This is a genomic window from Enterococcus sp. AZ196 (assembly GCF_050498845.1).
In the GTDB taxonomy this organism is placed as follows: Bacteria; Bacillota; Bacilli; order Lactobacillales; family Enterococcaceae; genus Enterococcus_A; species Enterococcus_A murrayae.
The window spans coordinates 1796956-1811721 of the sequence record NZ_JBIPAM010000001.1 but is presented as its reverse complement, the minus strand read 5'-3'; the positions used below and the strand labels follow the sequence as shown (position 1 = coordinate 1811721).

Annotated in this window: 16 protein-coding genes; 12 read left to right on the top strand and 4 right to left on the bottom strand. The window is 39.0% G+C overall.

Annotation, left to right across the window (positions count from 1 at the left end; all coding sequences use genetic code 11):
• Positions 1-21: 21 nt before the first annotated feature.
• Genes IGI67_RS08855 through IGI67_RS08845 form a run of 3 tightly spaced genes read right to left on the bottom strand, consistent with a single transcriptional unit; the run spans position 22 to position 864 of the window.
• Entirely contained in the window at positions 22-234 is a 213-nt protein-coding gene (locus IGI67_RS08855) for a hypothetical protein (protein ID WP_429957448.1), read from the bottom strand.
• Positions 235-279: 45 nt separating this feature from the next.
• Positions 280-594 carry a DsrE family protein gene (locus tag IGI67_RS08850; protein ID WP_207107747.1) on the bottom strand — a complete coding sequence of 105 codons (315 nt, stop codon included), beginning with the start codon at positions 592-594 and terminating at the stop codon, positions 280-282.
• Positions 595-603: 9 nt separating this feature from the next.
• Positions 604-864, bottom strand: a complete 261-nt coding sequence (locus IGI67_RS08845) for a metal-sensitive transcriptional regulator (RefSeq protein WP_207107746.1) — start codon at positions 862-864, stop codon at positions 604-606.
• A gap of 177 nt (positions 865-1041) precedes the next feature.
• On the opposite strand from IGI67_RS08845, the gene IGI67_RS08840 reads away from it, so the two are divergent.
• From IGI67_RS08840 to IGI67_RS08800, 9 genes are all read left to right on the top strand, one after another.
• A complete protein-coding gene (locus tag IGI67_RS08840; RefSeq protein ID WP_429957447.1) occupies positions 1042-1353 on the top strand; it encodes a rhodanese-like domain-containing protein in 312 nt (103 codons plus the stop codon).
• A gap of 1 nt (position 1354) precedes the next feature.
• Positions 1355-3004 carry an FAD-dependent oxidoreductase gene (locus tag IGI67_RS08835; RefSeq protein WP_429957446.1) on the top strand — a complete coding sequence of 550 codons (1650 nt, stop codon included), beginning with the start codon at positions 1355-1357 and terminating at the stop codon, positions 3002-3004.
• Positions 2997-3296: a rhodanese-like domain-containing protein gene (locus IGI67_RS08830; RefSeq protein WP_429957445.1), complete on the top strand. Its 300-nt coding sequence runs from the start codon at positions 2997-2999 to the stop codon at positions 3294-3296. The genes IGI67_RS08835 and IGI67_RS08830 overlap by 8 nt, the downstream gene beginning before the upstream one ends.
• Positions 3297-3485: 189 nt before the next feature.
• Positions 3486-4169 carry a deoxyribose-phosphate aldolase gene (deoC, locus tag IGI67_RS08825; protein WP_429957444.1) on the top strand — a complete coding sequence of 228 codons (684 nt, stop codon included), beginning with the start codon at positions 3486-3488 and terminating at the stop codon, positions 4167-4169.
• Entirely contained in the window at positions 4169-4615 is a 447-nt protein-coding gene (locus tag IGI67_RS08820) for a PTS sugar transporter subunit IIA (protein WP_207107741.1), read from the top strand. Before deoC ends, IGI67_RS08820 begins: the two co-directional genes overlap by 1 nt.
• A gap of 15 nt (positions 4616-4630) precedes the next feature.
• A complete protein-coding gene (locus tag IGI67_RS08815) occupies positions 4631-6007 on the top strand; it encodes a PTS fructose transporter subunit IIC (protein ID WP_429957443.1) in 1377 nt (458 codons plus the stop codon).
• Positions 6008-6015: 8 nt separating this feature from the next.
• Positions 6016-7038 (top strand): Gfo/Idh/MocA family oxidoreductase, encoded by a 1023-nt coding sequence (locus tag IGI67_RS08810; protein ID WP_429957442.1) that lies wholly within the window; start codon positions 6016-6018, stop codon positions 7036-7038.
• Positions 7039-8085 carry an alcohol dehydrogenase catalytic domain-containing protein gene (locus tag IGI67_RS08805; protein WP_429957441.1) on the top strand — a complete coding sequence of 349 codons (1047 nt, stop codon included), beginning with the start codon at positions 7039-7041 and terminating at the stop codon, positions 8083-8085.
• A 68-nt stretch (positions 8086-8153) separates the two neighbouring features.
• A complete protein-coding gene (locus IGI67_RS08800; RefSeq protein ID WP_429957440.1) occupies positions 8154-8930 on the top strand; it encodes a DeoR/GlpR family DNA-binding transcription regulator in 777 nt (258 codons plus the stop codon).
• A 47-nt stretch (positions 8931-8977) separates the two neighbouring features.
• Here the strand turns inward: IGI67_RS08800 and IGI67_RS08795 are convergent, their stop codons facing one another.
• Entirely contained in the window at positions 8978-9889 is a 912-nt protein-coding gene (locus IGI67_RS08795; RefSeq protein WP_429957439.1) for a UbiA family prenyltransferase, read from the bottom strand.
• A 346-nt stretch (positions 9890-10235) separates the two neighbouring features.
• Here IGI67_RS08795 and IGI67_RS08790 point away from each other — a divergent pair, with 346 nt between their 5' ends.
• From IGI67_RS08790 to IGI67_RS08780, 3 genes are all read left to right on the top strand, one after another.
• Positions 10236-11549, top strand: a complete 1314-nt coding sequence (locus IGI67_RS08790; RefSeq protein WP_429957438.1) for an NCS2 family permease — start codon at positions 10236-10238, stop codon at positions 11547-11549.
• Positions 11550-11977: 428 nt separating this feature from the next.
• Positions 11978-12682, top strand: a complete 705-nt coding sequence (locus IGI67_RS08785; protein ID WP_207107734.1) for a helix-turn-helix domain-containing protein — start codon at positions 11978-11980, stop codon at positions 12680-12682.
• Between the two features lie 1411 nt (positions 12683-14093).
• On the top strand, positions 14094-14747 hold the full coding sequence (locus IGI67_RS08780; protein WP_207109872.1) for a hypothetical protein: 654 nt from the start codon (positions 14094-14096) through the stop codon (positions 14745-14747).
• Positions 14748-14766: the final 19 nt, after the last annotated feature.

The following is a 14766-nucleotide window of genomic DNA, read 5'->3' as shown; positions in this document are numbered from 1 at the left end:
TAGACCAATCCATTTTATCGATCACATCTGACGAATAAATCCGATTTTTTCCTCAATAGAAACGATCTCTGCTTCGATTGCATTTAGAAACTCCATGATTTCTTGCTTCTCTTCTTCAGAATGAATGTCTCTCGTATTGATTTTTTCGAAATTTTCTTGGATCGTTTTCAAATTAATCAAGCTACCTGTGACATGCATCTTCTTATTGATATTTTCAATCGTGTTCAAACTCATACTCCCTTCCCTGAGCAGCTTAACGTGATCATAGATAGCTAGAGGTCATGGTTTGATATACGCATAACCTTCAGATTGCAGTTTGATCAAATCTAAAACACCAGCAGGAACGACAACGACATTCCCCGGCAGCTGCTCTGCTGCGATCTTGTTTGCTCTCATTGCATTGTTGCAGGCGTGAAAGGAAATCCCTTCAGTCGCAATAAATGCTTGGTTTTCCGGAGCAAGATACCCATTGATCGCTTTCCCATTAATTAAAATAATAATAGCTATTTTATGGGGCTCTTTCAATAAGTTTTTGACATTATTGGCTGCTTCCGACCATTTTTCTAGTTCATCAACATGGAAAACGACTTTCATTATTACACCTTATTTCTTAATGATCATATTGATTGCTTGCTCTAACTTTTGTGCTTGTTCTTCAGGGTTTTGATCCGGATGTTCAAAGCAATTCTTTAGATTTTCAGCGACGATCATGCCCATTACACGATCAATGCTGGAACGTACAGCACTCAGCTGTGTAATGATATCAATACATTCCTTCTCATCATCGATCATTTTTTGCACTCCACGAATTTGTCCCTCAGTTCGTTTTAAACGGTTGAGAATCTTTTTTTCCTCTATCTCCATTTTGATCAACTTCCTTTTTTACATTATTTAAGAAGAATATACCTATCTAGGGTATGGTTCGTCAAGTAGATCGTTTTTTGGTGATTTTGCTGAGTAAACAGAATGATTGACAGTATTCGATTGTTTATGATAAAAATACCCTATGAGGTATATAAAGAGAAATAAGGAGTGCATCGAATGTTTAAACTATTTCAAAAGACCCCAGTGATTTCAACAAAGGATTTGGCTGATAAGCTCGAACAATCAATCACACTATTAGATGTTCGAACCCCCGAAGAATACCGTAGAGGGCATATTGCTAAAGCAGTCAACTACCCTCTAAATAAAATCAATCGTTATCAGGGGAAGGAAAAGGAAGTTTACGTGATCTGCCAATCAGGAATGCGCAGTAAGCAAGCAGCAAAGATATTAAAGGAAAAGGGTTATGAGGCCACCAATGTTCAAGGCGGAATGAATCGTTGGCAAGGGCCAACTAGAGGAGGAAAGTAGCATGAAAATTATTATTGTTGGCGGTGTTGCTGGTGGGATGTCGGCGGCTACACGATTACGTCGTTTAATGGAAGATGCAGAGATCGTGGTATTGGAAAAGGGACCGTTTGTCTCGTTTGCCAATTGCGGCCTGCCTTATTATATTTCTGGGGAAATTGCAGACCGAGAGTCTCTTTTAGTTCAAACACCGGAATCACTAAAAGGCCGTTTCAACTTGGATGTTCGTCCTTTCCATGAGGTTACAAGTATTTCGCCAGAGAATAAAACTGTGACTATTAAGAATGAGCAGGGAAGCTTTGAGGAAGGCTACGATAAATTGATCTTGTCACCAGGCGCGAAACCATTGATTCCAGAAATGGCTGGATTAGCTGAGGCAGCCAATGTCTATAGTTTGCGGAATGTCCCTGATTTGGATCAAATCATGCTGGCTCTGGAAAAGCAGCCTGCGAAGGCAACAGTAATCGGTGCGGGCTTTATTGGGCTTGAAATGGCAGAAAATCTGAAGTCGCGCGGGTTAGAGGTCACAGTTATTGAAAAAGCCCCGCATGTTTTACCGCCGCTAGATGAAGAAATGGCTGCTTTTGTACAAAATGAGTTGATCCAAAAGGGGATTCGCGTAATCACTGGCGAATCTGCTCAAAGTTTCAGTGAGCGAGGCCAGAAGATCCTGCTGACTAATGGTGAGGAAGTGATTTCGGATTTAACGATTCTTTCTGTCGGTGTTCGACCAGAAAATACATTAGCCAAACAAGCGGGGATAGAAGTTGGCTTAGGTGGGGGTATCTTGGTTGATGAGAACTACCAAACAAGTGCAGCGGATATTTTTGCAGTGGGTGACGCTATCGTGGTCAAGCAGCAAGTCAGTGGAAGCGATGCGTTGATTTCCCTTGCTTCACCGGCAAATCGTCAAGGACGTCAAGTGGCAGACATCATTGCTGGATTAAAACGGACAAATCGCGGAAGTATTGGAACGGCGATCGTTCGTGTGTTCGATCTTGCTGCTGCAGCGACTGGGTTGAGCGAACGAGCAGTGAAGCAATTGGGAGTAGATTATCAAGTGGTCCATGTTTCTGGAAAAGACCACGCTGGCTACTATCCTGGTGCAAGTGATCTGACCTTGAAATTAGTGTTTGAGCCAAAAACTGGAAAAATTTACGGCGCTCAAGGCGTCGGAGCTAATGGAATTGATAAACGTATCGATATTTTAGCAACAGCTATTAAGGGTGGATTAACGATTTTTGATTTGCCTGAGTTAGAATTTACGTATGCTCCGCCATTTGGTTCTGCAAAAGATCCAGTCAATATGCTAGGCTATGCAGCAATCAATCTGTCGGAGGGAATCAGTGATTCGATCCAATGGTACGATTTGAAGGAGGAACAGAAAAATGGCAGTCAGCTGCTAGATGTTCGGAATCCAGAAGAGCTGGCCAATGGTCGTTTTCCAGATGCCATCAACATCCCTTTGAATCAATTACGGGATAGAGTATCTGAGCTGGATCCAGCGAAAAATTATATCGTCAGCTGCCATAGTGGATTACGCAGCTATGTAGCTGAGCGTTTGCTAAAACAACATGGTATGAAGGTGAAGAATTTGGATGGCGCATTTGCCTTGTACAAAACGGTGAGACCGGAGGATTTGATTTATGACTAGTTCGATTGCGATGAAGGATTTTTATCCTTTAACAAAGCAAGAAGATTTGGCGATTATTGATGTTCGTGAAGCTTATGAATATCAAATGGGACATGTTCCTGACGCAAAAAACGTGCCATTAAGCATTCTAGGAGACAGTGCGGATGAGCTTGAACTTGACAAAGAGTACTATTTGATTTGTCAATCTGGAGCTCGTTCTGAAAATGCATGCGCCTTTTTAAGCGGACAGGGCTATAGAGTCACCAATATTTTAGGTGGGACATCAGCTTGGCCGGGGACTTTGACCCGTTGATTTTCATTTGCTTTTAAAATAATAAAGGAGACACCAGTTCGTTTTAGCTGAACTGGTGTTTTTTTACGTAATGTAATGACCTAAAGCAAGATAAGTTCTTTTGTTTTTGGTTTTTATCTTTTATGTATTGACAAAACGAAAGTAAATGATAATATAAAAGTGTAAATAAAAACAAAAAGGAGTAAACGAATGATTAAATTAAAAGATTTGGCGAATATGGTCGATCATACCCTATTGAAGGCTGATGCGACCAAATCGGGGTTTGAACAGCTATGTAAAGAAGCAAATGATTTCGGATTTAAAATGGTAGCAATTAATTCTTATCCAGTAGCGTTGTGTCGAGATTTCTTGAAAGACAGTGAAGTGCATGTAGGAGCAGCAATTGGGTTTCCGTTAGGGCAAACGACGATTGAAACAAAAGTATTTGAAGTGAAGGACGCGATTAAAAATGGGGCAGATGAAATCGACTATGTTATCAATATCGGAAAATTGAAAGAAGGAGATATTGAGTATATTCGAGAAGAAATGCAAGCAATTGTGAATGCAGCTCATGAGGGCGGAATTATTAGTAAAGTTATTTTAGAAAATTGCTATTTGACAGATGAAGAAAAAGTTGCTGTTTGTGAAATCGCGAAGGAGGTAAAACCTGATTTTGTTAAAACATCAACAGGATTTGGCACAGGCGGTGCGACGGTAGAAGACGTAGCATTGATGAAGAAAGTCGTAGGCGATGAAGTAAAAGTGAAGGCTGCTGGTGGTATTCGTGATTTGGCTACAGCATTAAAAATGGTTGAAGCAGGTGCTGAACGTTTAGGAACAAGTTCAGGTATCAAAATTGTAGAAGAATATAAAAAATTACAAGGAGCAGGATAATGACAGAAATTCGTGATGTATTGAAGCCAGCATTTATTGATTTTGATTTAAAAGCGACAGACAAACAAGCTGCAATTAGTGAACTTGCCCACACCTTTATACGTAAAGGTGTTGTAACAAATGATAGCGTTTACTTGGAGGCTGTGGCGAAGCGGGAGGAAGAAAGCACAACCGGGATTGGTTTTGGTGTAGCAATTCCTCATGGGAAAAGTGCAGCTGTCACTGAGCCTTCACTTGCGTTTGGTCGCAGTCATGTAGGAATTCAGTATGACTCTATGGATGGCAAGCCTGTTCATTTGATGTTCCTAATTGCTGTACCAGAAACATCCAACGATGAACACCTGAGAATTCTTAGCAAATTATCTCGTAAATTGATGCATGAGGATGTCCGTCAAAAGTTAATGACTGTCACTGATGTAGAAGAAATCTATCAGATTTTTGAATAGGGAAGGGTGAAAAAAATGAAAATTGTGGGAATTACTTCTTGTTCAACTGGGATCGCACACACCTATATGGCAGCTGAGAATTTAGAGATTGCGGCCAAAAAACGCAATATTGAAATTAAAGTAGAAACACAGGGATCAATTGGTTCGGAAAATGTTCTAACGGAACAAGAGATCGCCGAGGCGGATGCAGTTATTATCGCAGCGAGCACTTCAGTAAATAAGGATCGATTTAATGGAAAACGTTTGTTGGAAGTGGATGTTACTGAGGCGATCGATCATCCAGATGATTTATTTGATCGTGCTCCAAATGCAGCGATATATTCGACTGCGACAGAAGTTAAGTCAGAAGCTAAAGCAGAGAAAAGCGGGATTTATAGTCATTTGATGACCGGCGTTTCTTACATGATTCCTTTTGTTGTAGCGGGAGGGATTTGTATAGCGTTAGCTTTTGCGTTCGGTGGGATTAATGCCAAAGGTGAGCTAGCTTCAGCAATCAATGAACTAGGCGGGATTGCGATGGACTTGATGTGGCCGATCTTAGGCGGTTACGTCGCTTTCTCGATTGCAGATAGACCAGGGCTCGTTCCAGGAATGGTCGCAGGGATGATTGCTTCATCAATGAATGCAGGATTCTTAGGAGCTTTACTAGGCGGTTTTTTAGCGGGCTATACCGTTCATTGGTTGAAAAAAGTATTGAAATTACCGTCAGCCTTTTCGGGTTTACTGCCTGTTTTGATTCTGCCAGTCGTTTCGGTTTTATTTGTTGGTCTTGTAATGAAATTTATCGTGGGTATTCCCATCACGGCATTAAACGAGGGTATCACAAATTGGCTGAATAGTTTATCCGGTATGAACTCTGTATTGCTTGGTTTGCTTTTAGGCGGAATGATGGCGATTGATTTGGCAGGTCCGATAGGGAAAGCGGCATACTTCTTCGGGGTTGCCTCATTGACCAACCTAGGTGCAGGAGAAACAAGTATGGTAATGGCGGCAGTAATGGTTTCCGGGATGGTACCGCCGTTAGCGATGGCTTTGTCATCAACGGTACTGGGGAAAAATTTATACAGCAAGGAAGAACGGGAAGCAGGAAAATCTGCTTGGGTCTTAGGACTATCCTTCATTTCTGAAGGAGCGATTCCTTTTGCAGCGGCAGATCCGCTTCGCGTGTTGGCATCAGTCACGGTCGGTTCAGCGATTACTGGAGCGCTATCGATGATCTTCAAGTGCGGGATCGCGGTTCCTCATGGCGGCTTCTTTGTCTTCTTGATCCCAGGAGCAGTAGAAAATGTCTTGCTATATGTTTTAGCGCTAGCGATCGGGACAGCGGTCAGCGGATTTTTAGTAACAGCAGTAAAGGTATTTTCACAGAAGAAACAAGCAGCTAAGGAGTAATGATTGGCATGACAGAATTGATTAGAATTTGTTTGATAGGGACCGGCAGGGCAGGAATGATTCATGGGAAAAATTTCGCCCGCCGAATTGAAAATGCTAAGTTGATCGCTTTATGTGATCCGTCAAAAGAAAGCTTGGAATTGGCTCAAAGGGAAGTGGACTGTCAATACATTTATGAAGATTATCAGGAAGCTTTGCAAAATCCTGAGATCGATGCAGTCGTAATCGTCACACCAACGGCCTACCACAAAGAGATCGCGCTGGCCGCCGCCGCTGCTAAAAAGCATATTCTTTGTGAAAAACCGTTGGCGATGGATGAAACAGAATGTTTGGAGATGATCAAAGCTGCAGAAGAAAATCAGGTAAAGCTGCAGGTTGGCTTTATGCGCCGCTTCGATGCCAGTTTCCAAGAAGCAAAGAAAGTCGTGGATTCTGGAGCGATTGGAGAAGTCGTACTGGTAAAATCATTGACTCATGGTCCAAGTGAGCCTAAACCATGGATGTTTGATATTCATAAGAGTAATGGGCCGATCGGCGAGGTAAATAGTCATGATCTAGATACCTTGCGGTGGCTAACCGGTAGTGAAGTGAGCAGCATCTATGCGAATGGCGGTAATTATCGTTCGCCTGAAGTAAGGGATGAGTTTCCTGAATATTACGATACGGTAGCGATGAATTTGAAATTTACGGATGGCAAGCTTGGGCTGATCGATGGTGCTCAGTATGTTCAATACGGGTATGACGCACGTACGGAGATTCTTGGAACAAAAGGCAGTATTTTAGTTGGAGATCAGGGGAAGCACAATATTGTGGTGGCTACTAGCAATCAACAATTGACGCAGCCAACGATGCATAGCTGGATGTATTTGTTTAGAGAAGCCTATGTAGCTGAAGATCAAGCATTTATTGATTGTATATTGAATGATACGCCGCCTCAGTGCACCGGCTATGATGGTTTGATGTCGGTCCGGTTAGTCAATGCAGGATTGATCTCTCTTCTGGAAAATAGAATTGTTGAGGTGGAAGGATAAATGAAAGCAATCCAATTATTAGGTAAAGAAAAGATTCAATTAAAGGAAGTGTCAAAACCTGAAATAACTGAAAAGGAAGTACTGGTCAAAGTCAAAGCGGCTTCAATATGCGGGACAGATGTTCGAATGTATAAGAATGGTTATCCGACAGCAAGTGAAGAAACGCCTTTAACATTGGGACATGAAATCTCTGGCGACATCGTCGAAGTAGGCTCGGCGGTTGATTTTTATAAAGAAGGAATGCGAGTAGCAATCGCTCCGAATATGGGGTGCGGAATTTGTGACCAATGTGTTAGTGGAAACACACATTTATGTGAAATTTATGAAGCCTTTGGTATCAATTTACCGGGTGGTTTTGCAGAATACTTAGTAATTCCGGAGAAAGCCGTTCGCCAAGGAAACATATCCTTGATTCCTGATGAATTGTCTTATGAAGAAGCGGCACTGATTGAACCTTTCAGCTGTGTGTTTAATGGTCAAGAAATTGCTGGAAATAAACCGGGAGATAATGTCTTGATAATTGGCTCAGGACCAATCGGGATCATGCACGCTATGCTGGCTAGGGCAAGAGGTGCTGGCAAAGTCATGATGAATGATTTGTCAGAAGCTCGTTTGGCAGATGCTAAGCAAATGATTCCCGATTTGATTCCATTGACTTCGAAAGATCTAAAGGAAAAAATTTTTACTGAAACAAATAATAAGGGTGTGGATCTATGCATCATTGCTGCACCAGCCCCACAAGCACAAGAAGCAAGCTTCAACTATATGGCGATGAATGGCCGTTGTCTTTTCTTTGGCGGACTGCCGAAAGAAAAAGAAGAGGTTAAATTGAACACCAATATCCTTCATTATAAGCAATTAAGGGTCTTCGGCTGTACTCGTGCTAGTCTGAAAGGGTATCGACTATCGGCGCAACTAGTTGCCAGCGGTAGAATTCCATTAAAAGAGCTGATTACTAAACGTTACTCAATTGATGGCTTCGATGAGGCTTTGGAAAATGCCAAGAATGCTGTTGGATTAAAAAATGTGATTGTTTTTAACGAATAATTTTAGTTTGATTGCTTACATTTTCAGTTTCTTTTATAATGAAACAAAACACAAAAAGGTGATAAAAGATGGATGATCAATTGTATGCAGAAGAGAGAAAACAATCAATCGTTAATATAGTCAATGAAAAAAATCGAATGCAGGTTGCAGAACTTGCGGATATTTTCAAGGTAACCGGTTCGACGATCCGAAATGATCTGCGGGAACTTGAGAATGAAGGATTGGTGACACGTACGCACGGCGGAGTTATTAAGCGTGATTTTCAGCGCAGTGTGGAAATAATACCTAAGAGCCGCGAGTTTACGACTGAAAAATATCGCATCGCCGATAGAGCGGTTCGATTGATTGAAGAAAATGACATTTTGGCGATTGATACGGGAACTTCTTGCCGTGCTTTTGCTGAAAAATTGATCAATAGTTCTTTGAAGCGTTTGACCATTTTGACTTATGACTTGGAAATCGCCTTATTATTGAGCGAAAAGACGAATTATCAGGTGCATGTCATTGGCGGTGCGATTCGCAACGGCTATCCATATGTGTCGGGAAGTTCTGTTGCGCTTGGGTTAGTTGGTTTTTCCGTGGATAAAGTCATTTTAGGAACTACCTCTTTTGATAAGGAATACGGATATTCGACGCCTAATTATGAAACGGCAGAAATGAAGAAAAGTTTACTCAACATTAGCCGGATTAAAATCGTATTATGTGAGTCCGACAAAATCAATCAGCGCAGCTTTAAACAGTTTGCGAAACCTGATGAATGTGATTATTTGATTACAGACTCACATATTACAAGAGAACAGCAGACGGATTTTGATACGTTGAATATCAATTTTTTGATCGTATAAAACAAAGCCTGTTTAATTTCCTCAAAGGAAGTTAAACAGGCTTTTTCTTATGCGAAAAATGCTCCGATAAAATAAAGGATGGGATAAAGAACCATGATTACAGACATGGCCTTTAGTACGATTGGGAAAGTTGTTTTCTTATCTTGAAGCGCACGATATTTTTTGAGACTTTGCCAATTTTTAGGAAATAGGAAGATTAAAAACAGCACGGTCCAAGGTGCCAAACCAGAAATAACCAGAACGAATAGCCAGACAAAGCTGAAAACATAAACATTCGATAAGACCTTGACCGCTAAGGGCTTGCCTAAATAATAAACCAGTGTCTTCCGATGATTTTCGATGTCCTCTTCCAAATCACACGTATTATTCGCCAGTAAATTATTGAACATCATCAATACTAGCGGCAAGCTGATCAAGAAAACTTTACCGATCATAGCTAAGGTAATGATATGCGTTTGATAGATAGCGAGATAATAGCTTACAACCGGAATAAAGAATCCGCTGGCGGTACCTGTTAAAGCTTCTGCGATTGGCAGGCTGTTCAACGGTCGCCGGCCATAGGAGTAAAATAAGCCGATGTAAAAGCCGATCACTCCTAAAACACCAATCACCCAATTCGTTCGCCATACCAACAGCAATCCTAATAGGAAGGAGATCCCCAAATTAAATAAGTAGAAATTCCTTACAAAGTGCAAATCTAAATGATCGCGCCCAATGATATTCGTCTGCTGCTTATAATTTTCATCAGAAGCATTTCGATAGTCCATATAATGGTTAAAAATATTTACTGTGACATGGAACATCACGATGATTAAAACAAATAGAAAAAGGTCCGGTCCGGGCAGACTGTTAAATTGGAATTTCGCAATGGCATATCCCAGTAAAATAATAAAAAGATTTAATGGTGCAGTATAGATCTCAGATAATTCCCAAAATTGTTTAAAGGTTAGTTGTTTCAAAATAATTCTCCTTTTAATGTGTTCATTCTTACTATAGATACTCTTCTCATTTCTTTACAGATAAGGCATGAGTTTTCCCGCGAGTAACATTCGACAAAAAATCACCTTGGTGGCAACCAGGCAGTCCTTCTCAAAAATAGCGAGGATTGGGGGATTTGTCCAATAGTTTGTTTAGTTTAAGAGAAAGGGCTGCTATAAAGAATAGTGGGATTTTTGTTAATGTTCGGGTTTAGATGCAGCTGCACATTATTGTTTACTTATTTTCTTGTTTATTATATGATTATCCTCGTTGTTTGAAAAAACATGCTATTATTTTACGAACAATTTAGATTGTAGGGGGAGCACTATGAGAGGGAAAATAAATGCCTATTTTGAACTTGAAAAATTAAACACCACTGTAAGAAGAGAGATTCTGGCGGGCTTCACCACCTTTATTTCGATGGCTTATATTCTATTTGTCAATCCCAGTGTGTTAGGCGCTTCAGGAATGAATGAAGGTGCTGTATTTACTGCGACTGCTTTAGCAAGTGCACTAGGCTGTATTTTAATGGGAGTACTTGCTCGTTATCCGATTGCGACCGCACCGGCTTTAGGGATAAATGCCTTTTTTGCTTATTCTGTTTGTATCGGTATGGGAATTCGATGGGAAACGGCTTTAGCTGGAGTATTTGTTGCTTCATTGATATTTATTTTGATCACTATTTTCAAATTGCGGGAAATGATTATTGATGCGATTCCAGCGGATTTAAAATTTGCTATCTCTGGGGGGATCGGTTTATTCATCGCTTTTCTAGGACTGAGCGAAGGCGGCATTATCGTTGCCAATAAATCAACGCTTGTTGGTTTAGGTTCGATGAGTGTCGGAACGACTTGGCTAACGGTTTTTGGCTTGATTGTGACAGCGATTCTGATGGTACGCCGAGTTCCTGGCGGGATTTTTATCGGTATGGTTGCAACAACTTTGTTGGGCTTAGCAACTGGGTTGATCCATGCACCCACTCAAATTATTTCTGCAGCTCCTAGCTTGAAGCCAACGTTTCTGGTTGCATTAAACCATGTAAAAGATATCAATACGATCCAGCTTTGGGTCGTTGTCTTGACCTTCTTATTAGTCACGTTTTTTGATACTGCAGGAACCTTAGTTGGTTTAGCTAATCAAGCAGGTTTCATGAAAGATAATAAAATGCCGCGTGTAGGTAAAGCTTTGGCTTCGGATTCTACGGCTATGCTGGCTGGTTCGTTATTAGGAACATCCCCGGTAGGAGCATATGTGGAATCTTCTGCTGGAATTGCTGTCGGTGGTCGTTCAGGTTTGACTGCAATAACGACAGGTGTATTCTTTATCTTTGGTTTATTTTTCTCACCATTGTTGTCTGTCGTTACATCACAGGTGACAGCACCAGCATTGATTATTGTGGGGGTACTAATGGCTCAATCTCTGCGCCAAATCAAATGGGATCAACTAGAGATTGCAATTCCGTCATTTTTGATTTTGATTGGGATGCCATTAACCTACAGTATTTCCGATGGGATCGCGCTGGGCTTCATTTTCTATCCAATCACGATGATTGCTGCTAAACGTGGCAAAGAAGTTTCTCCAATCATGTATGGGTTGTTCTTTGTCTTTATCGGATTTATGTGGATATTAAATGTAAAATAAAACGATTGCTCATTTCGATTCATTTGAAATGGGCAATTTTTTTTTATTTTTTCGTTGTTTAAAAAAATTATTTTAATGTCCTGAATCGCTGCGCAAGGATTTAAATGATGTGTTGACAAAGTGTTTTCTCTATTTTGCACGCTCGTTAAACGGCATTAATGGCTATTTATAGGATTTAATGGTTGTTATTTTGGCCATAAAAGGCAGCTGCCTATGTTTTTATTATATAAAATTAAAAATTGACCTAAAATTAACTGTATAATATAATTAAACCATATAATTATTTTTTTGTTTTGCCACAATTAATGATATTTCCAATTAATTTCCGCTGTTTATTAAGTGATTAGATCCATTCGAGGGTAATGGGGCACTGTTAGTTAGAAAAAAGCTTTTAGTTGGAGTATGTAATTTTAAGGAGGATGTAAGGTATGCAATTATTACTTTTGACCAAGGTTCCATTATACGAAGAAAATTTTGAACGACAATTAAAACAGTTAGGAAATGAAGTTTATTGTTCTAGCAGCTTGATGACAAAACTAAGTAGAAATTCCTTCGACAAGAGTTTCTTTACTCAGTTTGAAGGGATTATTTTCAGTGAGACACTTTATGATATCGATGTGTCTGAAGTAATCAAGCTTTTACCTCAAGGAAATATGAAAGTTTTCCGTCGTACAATTGGGGGCGGTTATGATGAACCAAATGCGTCTCTTTTTGATGCATGTATTCCAGTAAATTCTGATTTAGAAAGATTACGCGAAATTTTATTGATCGCCGAGTTGTCAAACTTTGCAACAAAAGATGCGGTTCATGTTCAACAGGTGACGGTCAAACAAAAATTGTCAGAATTGAATTTGAAGCTGAAGCAAAAAGAAATTGTTTATTATTTGATTCAAGCAGGAGATCGCACGGTGCCTCGAGAAGAAATCAGTCGCCAGATTTGGGAGAAGGAGCCAACTAAATCGGTTTTAGCGAGTCTTTCAAAAGTTGTTTCAAAAGTAAATGAAAAGTTGGAGAATAATTTTGGAGATGAAGCGATCCAGACCGTTTGGGGACAAGGATATCGCTTAAACAAAACTTTTTTCGAGTACTTAGAAAATGATTTTGTTGAAAAACAAGATTTCATCATTCATTAATAGCCAGTAGATATATTCTAACAGTATCTATAGAAATCAAAGCGATTTTCGTTTCTACATTAGGAAACGAAAATCGCTTTTTTGCTCATAAAGGAAGTATAAAATTTTCAAATGAATAAGTAGCTTTGCAGCAGGACTATCTATGTCCGGCTTCACGAACTAGCTTTATCGGCAATAAGCTGAGCGAGTTCGCGAAGTCTTTTTTGTCTTGGCATGGATCGATAGGAAGTGGTCAATGACTTTAAGAGAACGGCTTATATTAATGCACTAATTATAGTCAGAATAATACAAATAATACATCTTGGATAATGGAAAATGACTTTTTTTATGGCTATTTGAAGTGGATTAAGGTGATGTCAGAACCTCTTATATAACAATGAGAGAATAATTATTATCAAGTAATTCAAGAACTTCGAATGAGATAAAATAGCATGAATCAGCTATTTATCGACTTAAAATGACAAGCTATATTTTTATTATATTGGAATAATTTTTGTAGATTAGAATAAATACAAAAGGTGTTGAAAAGAGATCAATCTGAAAAATAACTAGCTTAATAGAAAAGGGACGATTCATCATTTGAATAAAAATAGATGAATTTGTATAAATATTTAATTATTATATGTTTTGATTTTGAGCGCGTTATTATTTTCTCTCGATAAATAGATTAAAAATGTGAGGAAGATTTTGAACATTCAGGAAGGGGATTTTACTTTTAACCGTCTGAAAATAGAACGGCATTTTCTTCTAACATTAAAAGTAACGAGTTGATTATCTCCAGATAATTATTATTATGTAGCTATTTTTATTGAAGTTTTTGACCGACTAAGATTTTGCTTGGAAACAATTTTTAGAAATGTGGAAATGGTTAAAAATTTCGTTATGCAAAAATCATTTTAAAAAAAGGTTTGTATAAAAGTTAATATACTGTTGATTTATTATAAAAAATATTTTATAATTTTTTAAAAATAGATGTATAATAAAACATAAAAATTATTTATTTAAAATAAAAATAATTTTTATTCTTTTTGGATTAGAAAGAGATTGGAGCGCTTTGGTGATTGCATAACAAAAGTTACTGTAGTGGGATGTTTAACCTATAAATGAGCATTCTTTGCTATCAGCAAATTCAAATTGATAATAATTAATTCGACATTCGAAAGTGAAGCGAAAATATAGGACGCATCTATTTTTTTCTAAAAGATCTATTTGATCAGTATACGGAGGTGAGGCGAATAAAAATAGCGCAAAAATCAATGGATAGTAAATAGAAGATAAGCTTCTAATGATTTCATTAATGGATGATACTTGCTCAGGCATAAATAGAAAGTTTTACATAATAAGTCAAAAATCATACATATGGAAGCAAAAATCTTTTGATCTTAATCACAAAGAAGAGAGATGAAACAGCTTGAAAAATTTTGATGTTTCTAAATTAAATGATAATACCGAAGTACAATTGTCCGTCAAAGTTGACGTATTAGAGAAACAGAACAGCGAGCTTTTGAATCAGGTGGATAAGCTGGAAGGTATTCGTGGAGCGCTGGAAGAAAAAGTCTCGGCGTATCGCTATCGTTTGAAGGAAGTAACAAGGCAGCTTGATAATGTTGAAGCAGTTTTCCCAAGAGAAAAGGTGATCTTTCATAATAAGGATAATTTAGAGAGGCGACGCTTCATAATCCGAAAAGAAATGGTTCAACAGGAAACGAAGAAATGTACTGCTGCTACTGAAAAAAAGGTGGAAAGTGACGAGCTACAAGAAAAATATGACCGATTATTAGAGCAGTATATGTACGAACACGATAAAAATGAGCAATTATTTAACTACCTGTTCCAAAAGGAAGAAAACGCTGCTCTTGAATTGTTTGTAAAAGCAGATGCTGCAGATACATTGTTGGAAGCGACGGCATTAAGCCGAAGGATCATCCAACAGGCGGAAGACCAAGCACGACATATTGAAACGGATTTAAAAGAGCAATTGCAAGGGATTTTAAAGTTTGAGCACAATCTGCCGCAGCAAGTTGTTAAGGATTTGAGGTATGGTCTAAATTGCTTGGAAAAATAAAGGCGGTTGAGTTTTTTGA

Excerpts from the sequence above, each read along its gene's own strand:
- IGI67_RS08805 (WP_429957441.1), top strand. The coding sequence starts at position 7,039 with ATGAAAGCAATCCAATTATTAGGTAAAGAAAAGATTCAATTAAAGGAA.
- IGI67_RS08850 (WP_207107747.1), bottom strand. The coding sequence starts at position 594 with ATGAAAGTCGTTTTCCATGTTGATGAACTAGAAAAATGGTCGGAAGCA.
- IGI67_RS08785 (WP_207107734.1), top strand. The coding sequence starts at position 11,978 with ATGCAATTATTACTTTTGACCAAGGTTCCATTATACGAAGAAAATTTT.
- IGI67_RS08810 (WP_429957442.1), top strand. The coding sequence starts at position 6,016 with ATGACAGAATTGATTAGAATTTGTTTGATAGGGACCGGCAGGGCAGGA.
- IGI67_RS08835 (WP_429957446.1), top strand. The coding sequence starts at position 1,355 with ATGAAAATTATTATTGTTGGCGGTGTTGCTGGTGGGATGTCGGCGGCT.
- IGI67_RS08845 (WP_207107746.1), bottom strand. The coding sequence starts at position 864 with ATGGAGATAGAGGAAAAAAAGATTCTCAACCGTTTAAAACGAACTGAG.
- IGI67_RS08820 (WP_207107741.1), top strand. The coding sequence starts at position 4,169 with ATGACAGAAATTCGTGATGTATTGAAGCCAGCATTTATTGATTTTGAT.
- IGI67_RS08790 (WP_429957438.1), top strand. The coding sequence starts at position 10,236 with ATGAGAGGGAAAATAAATGCCTATTTTGAACTTGAAAAATTAAACACC.
- IGI67_RS08815 (WP_429957443.1), top strand. The coding sequence starts at position 4,631 with ATGAAAATTGTGGGAATTACTTCTTGTTCAACTGGGATCGCACACACC.
- IGI67_RS08855 (WP_429957448.1), bottom strand. The coding sequence starts at position 234 with ATGAGTTTGAACACGATTGAAAATATCAATAAGAAGATGCATGTCACA.
- IGI67_RS08800 (WP_429957440.1), top strand. The coding sequence starts at position 8,154 with ATGGATGATCAATTGTATGCAGAAGAGAGAAAACAATCAATCGTTAAT.
- IGI67_RS08840 (WP_429957447.1), top strand. The coding sequence starts at position 1,042 with ATGTTTAAACTATTTCAAAAGACCCCAGTGATTTCAACAAAGGATTTG.
- deoC (WP_429957444.1), top strand. The coding sequence starts at position 3,486 with ATGATTAAATTAAAAGATTTGGCGAATATGGTCGATCATACCCTATTG.
- IGI67_RS08830 (WP_429957445.1), top strand. The coding sequence starts at position 2,997 with ATGACTAGTTCGATTGCGATGAAGGATTTTTATCCTTTAACAAAGCAA.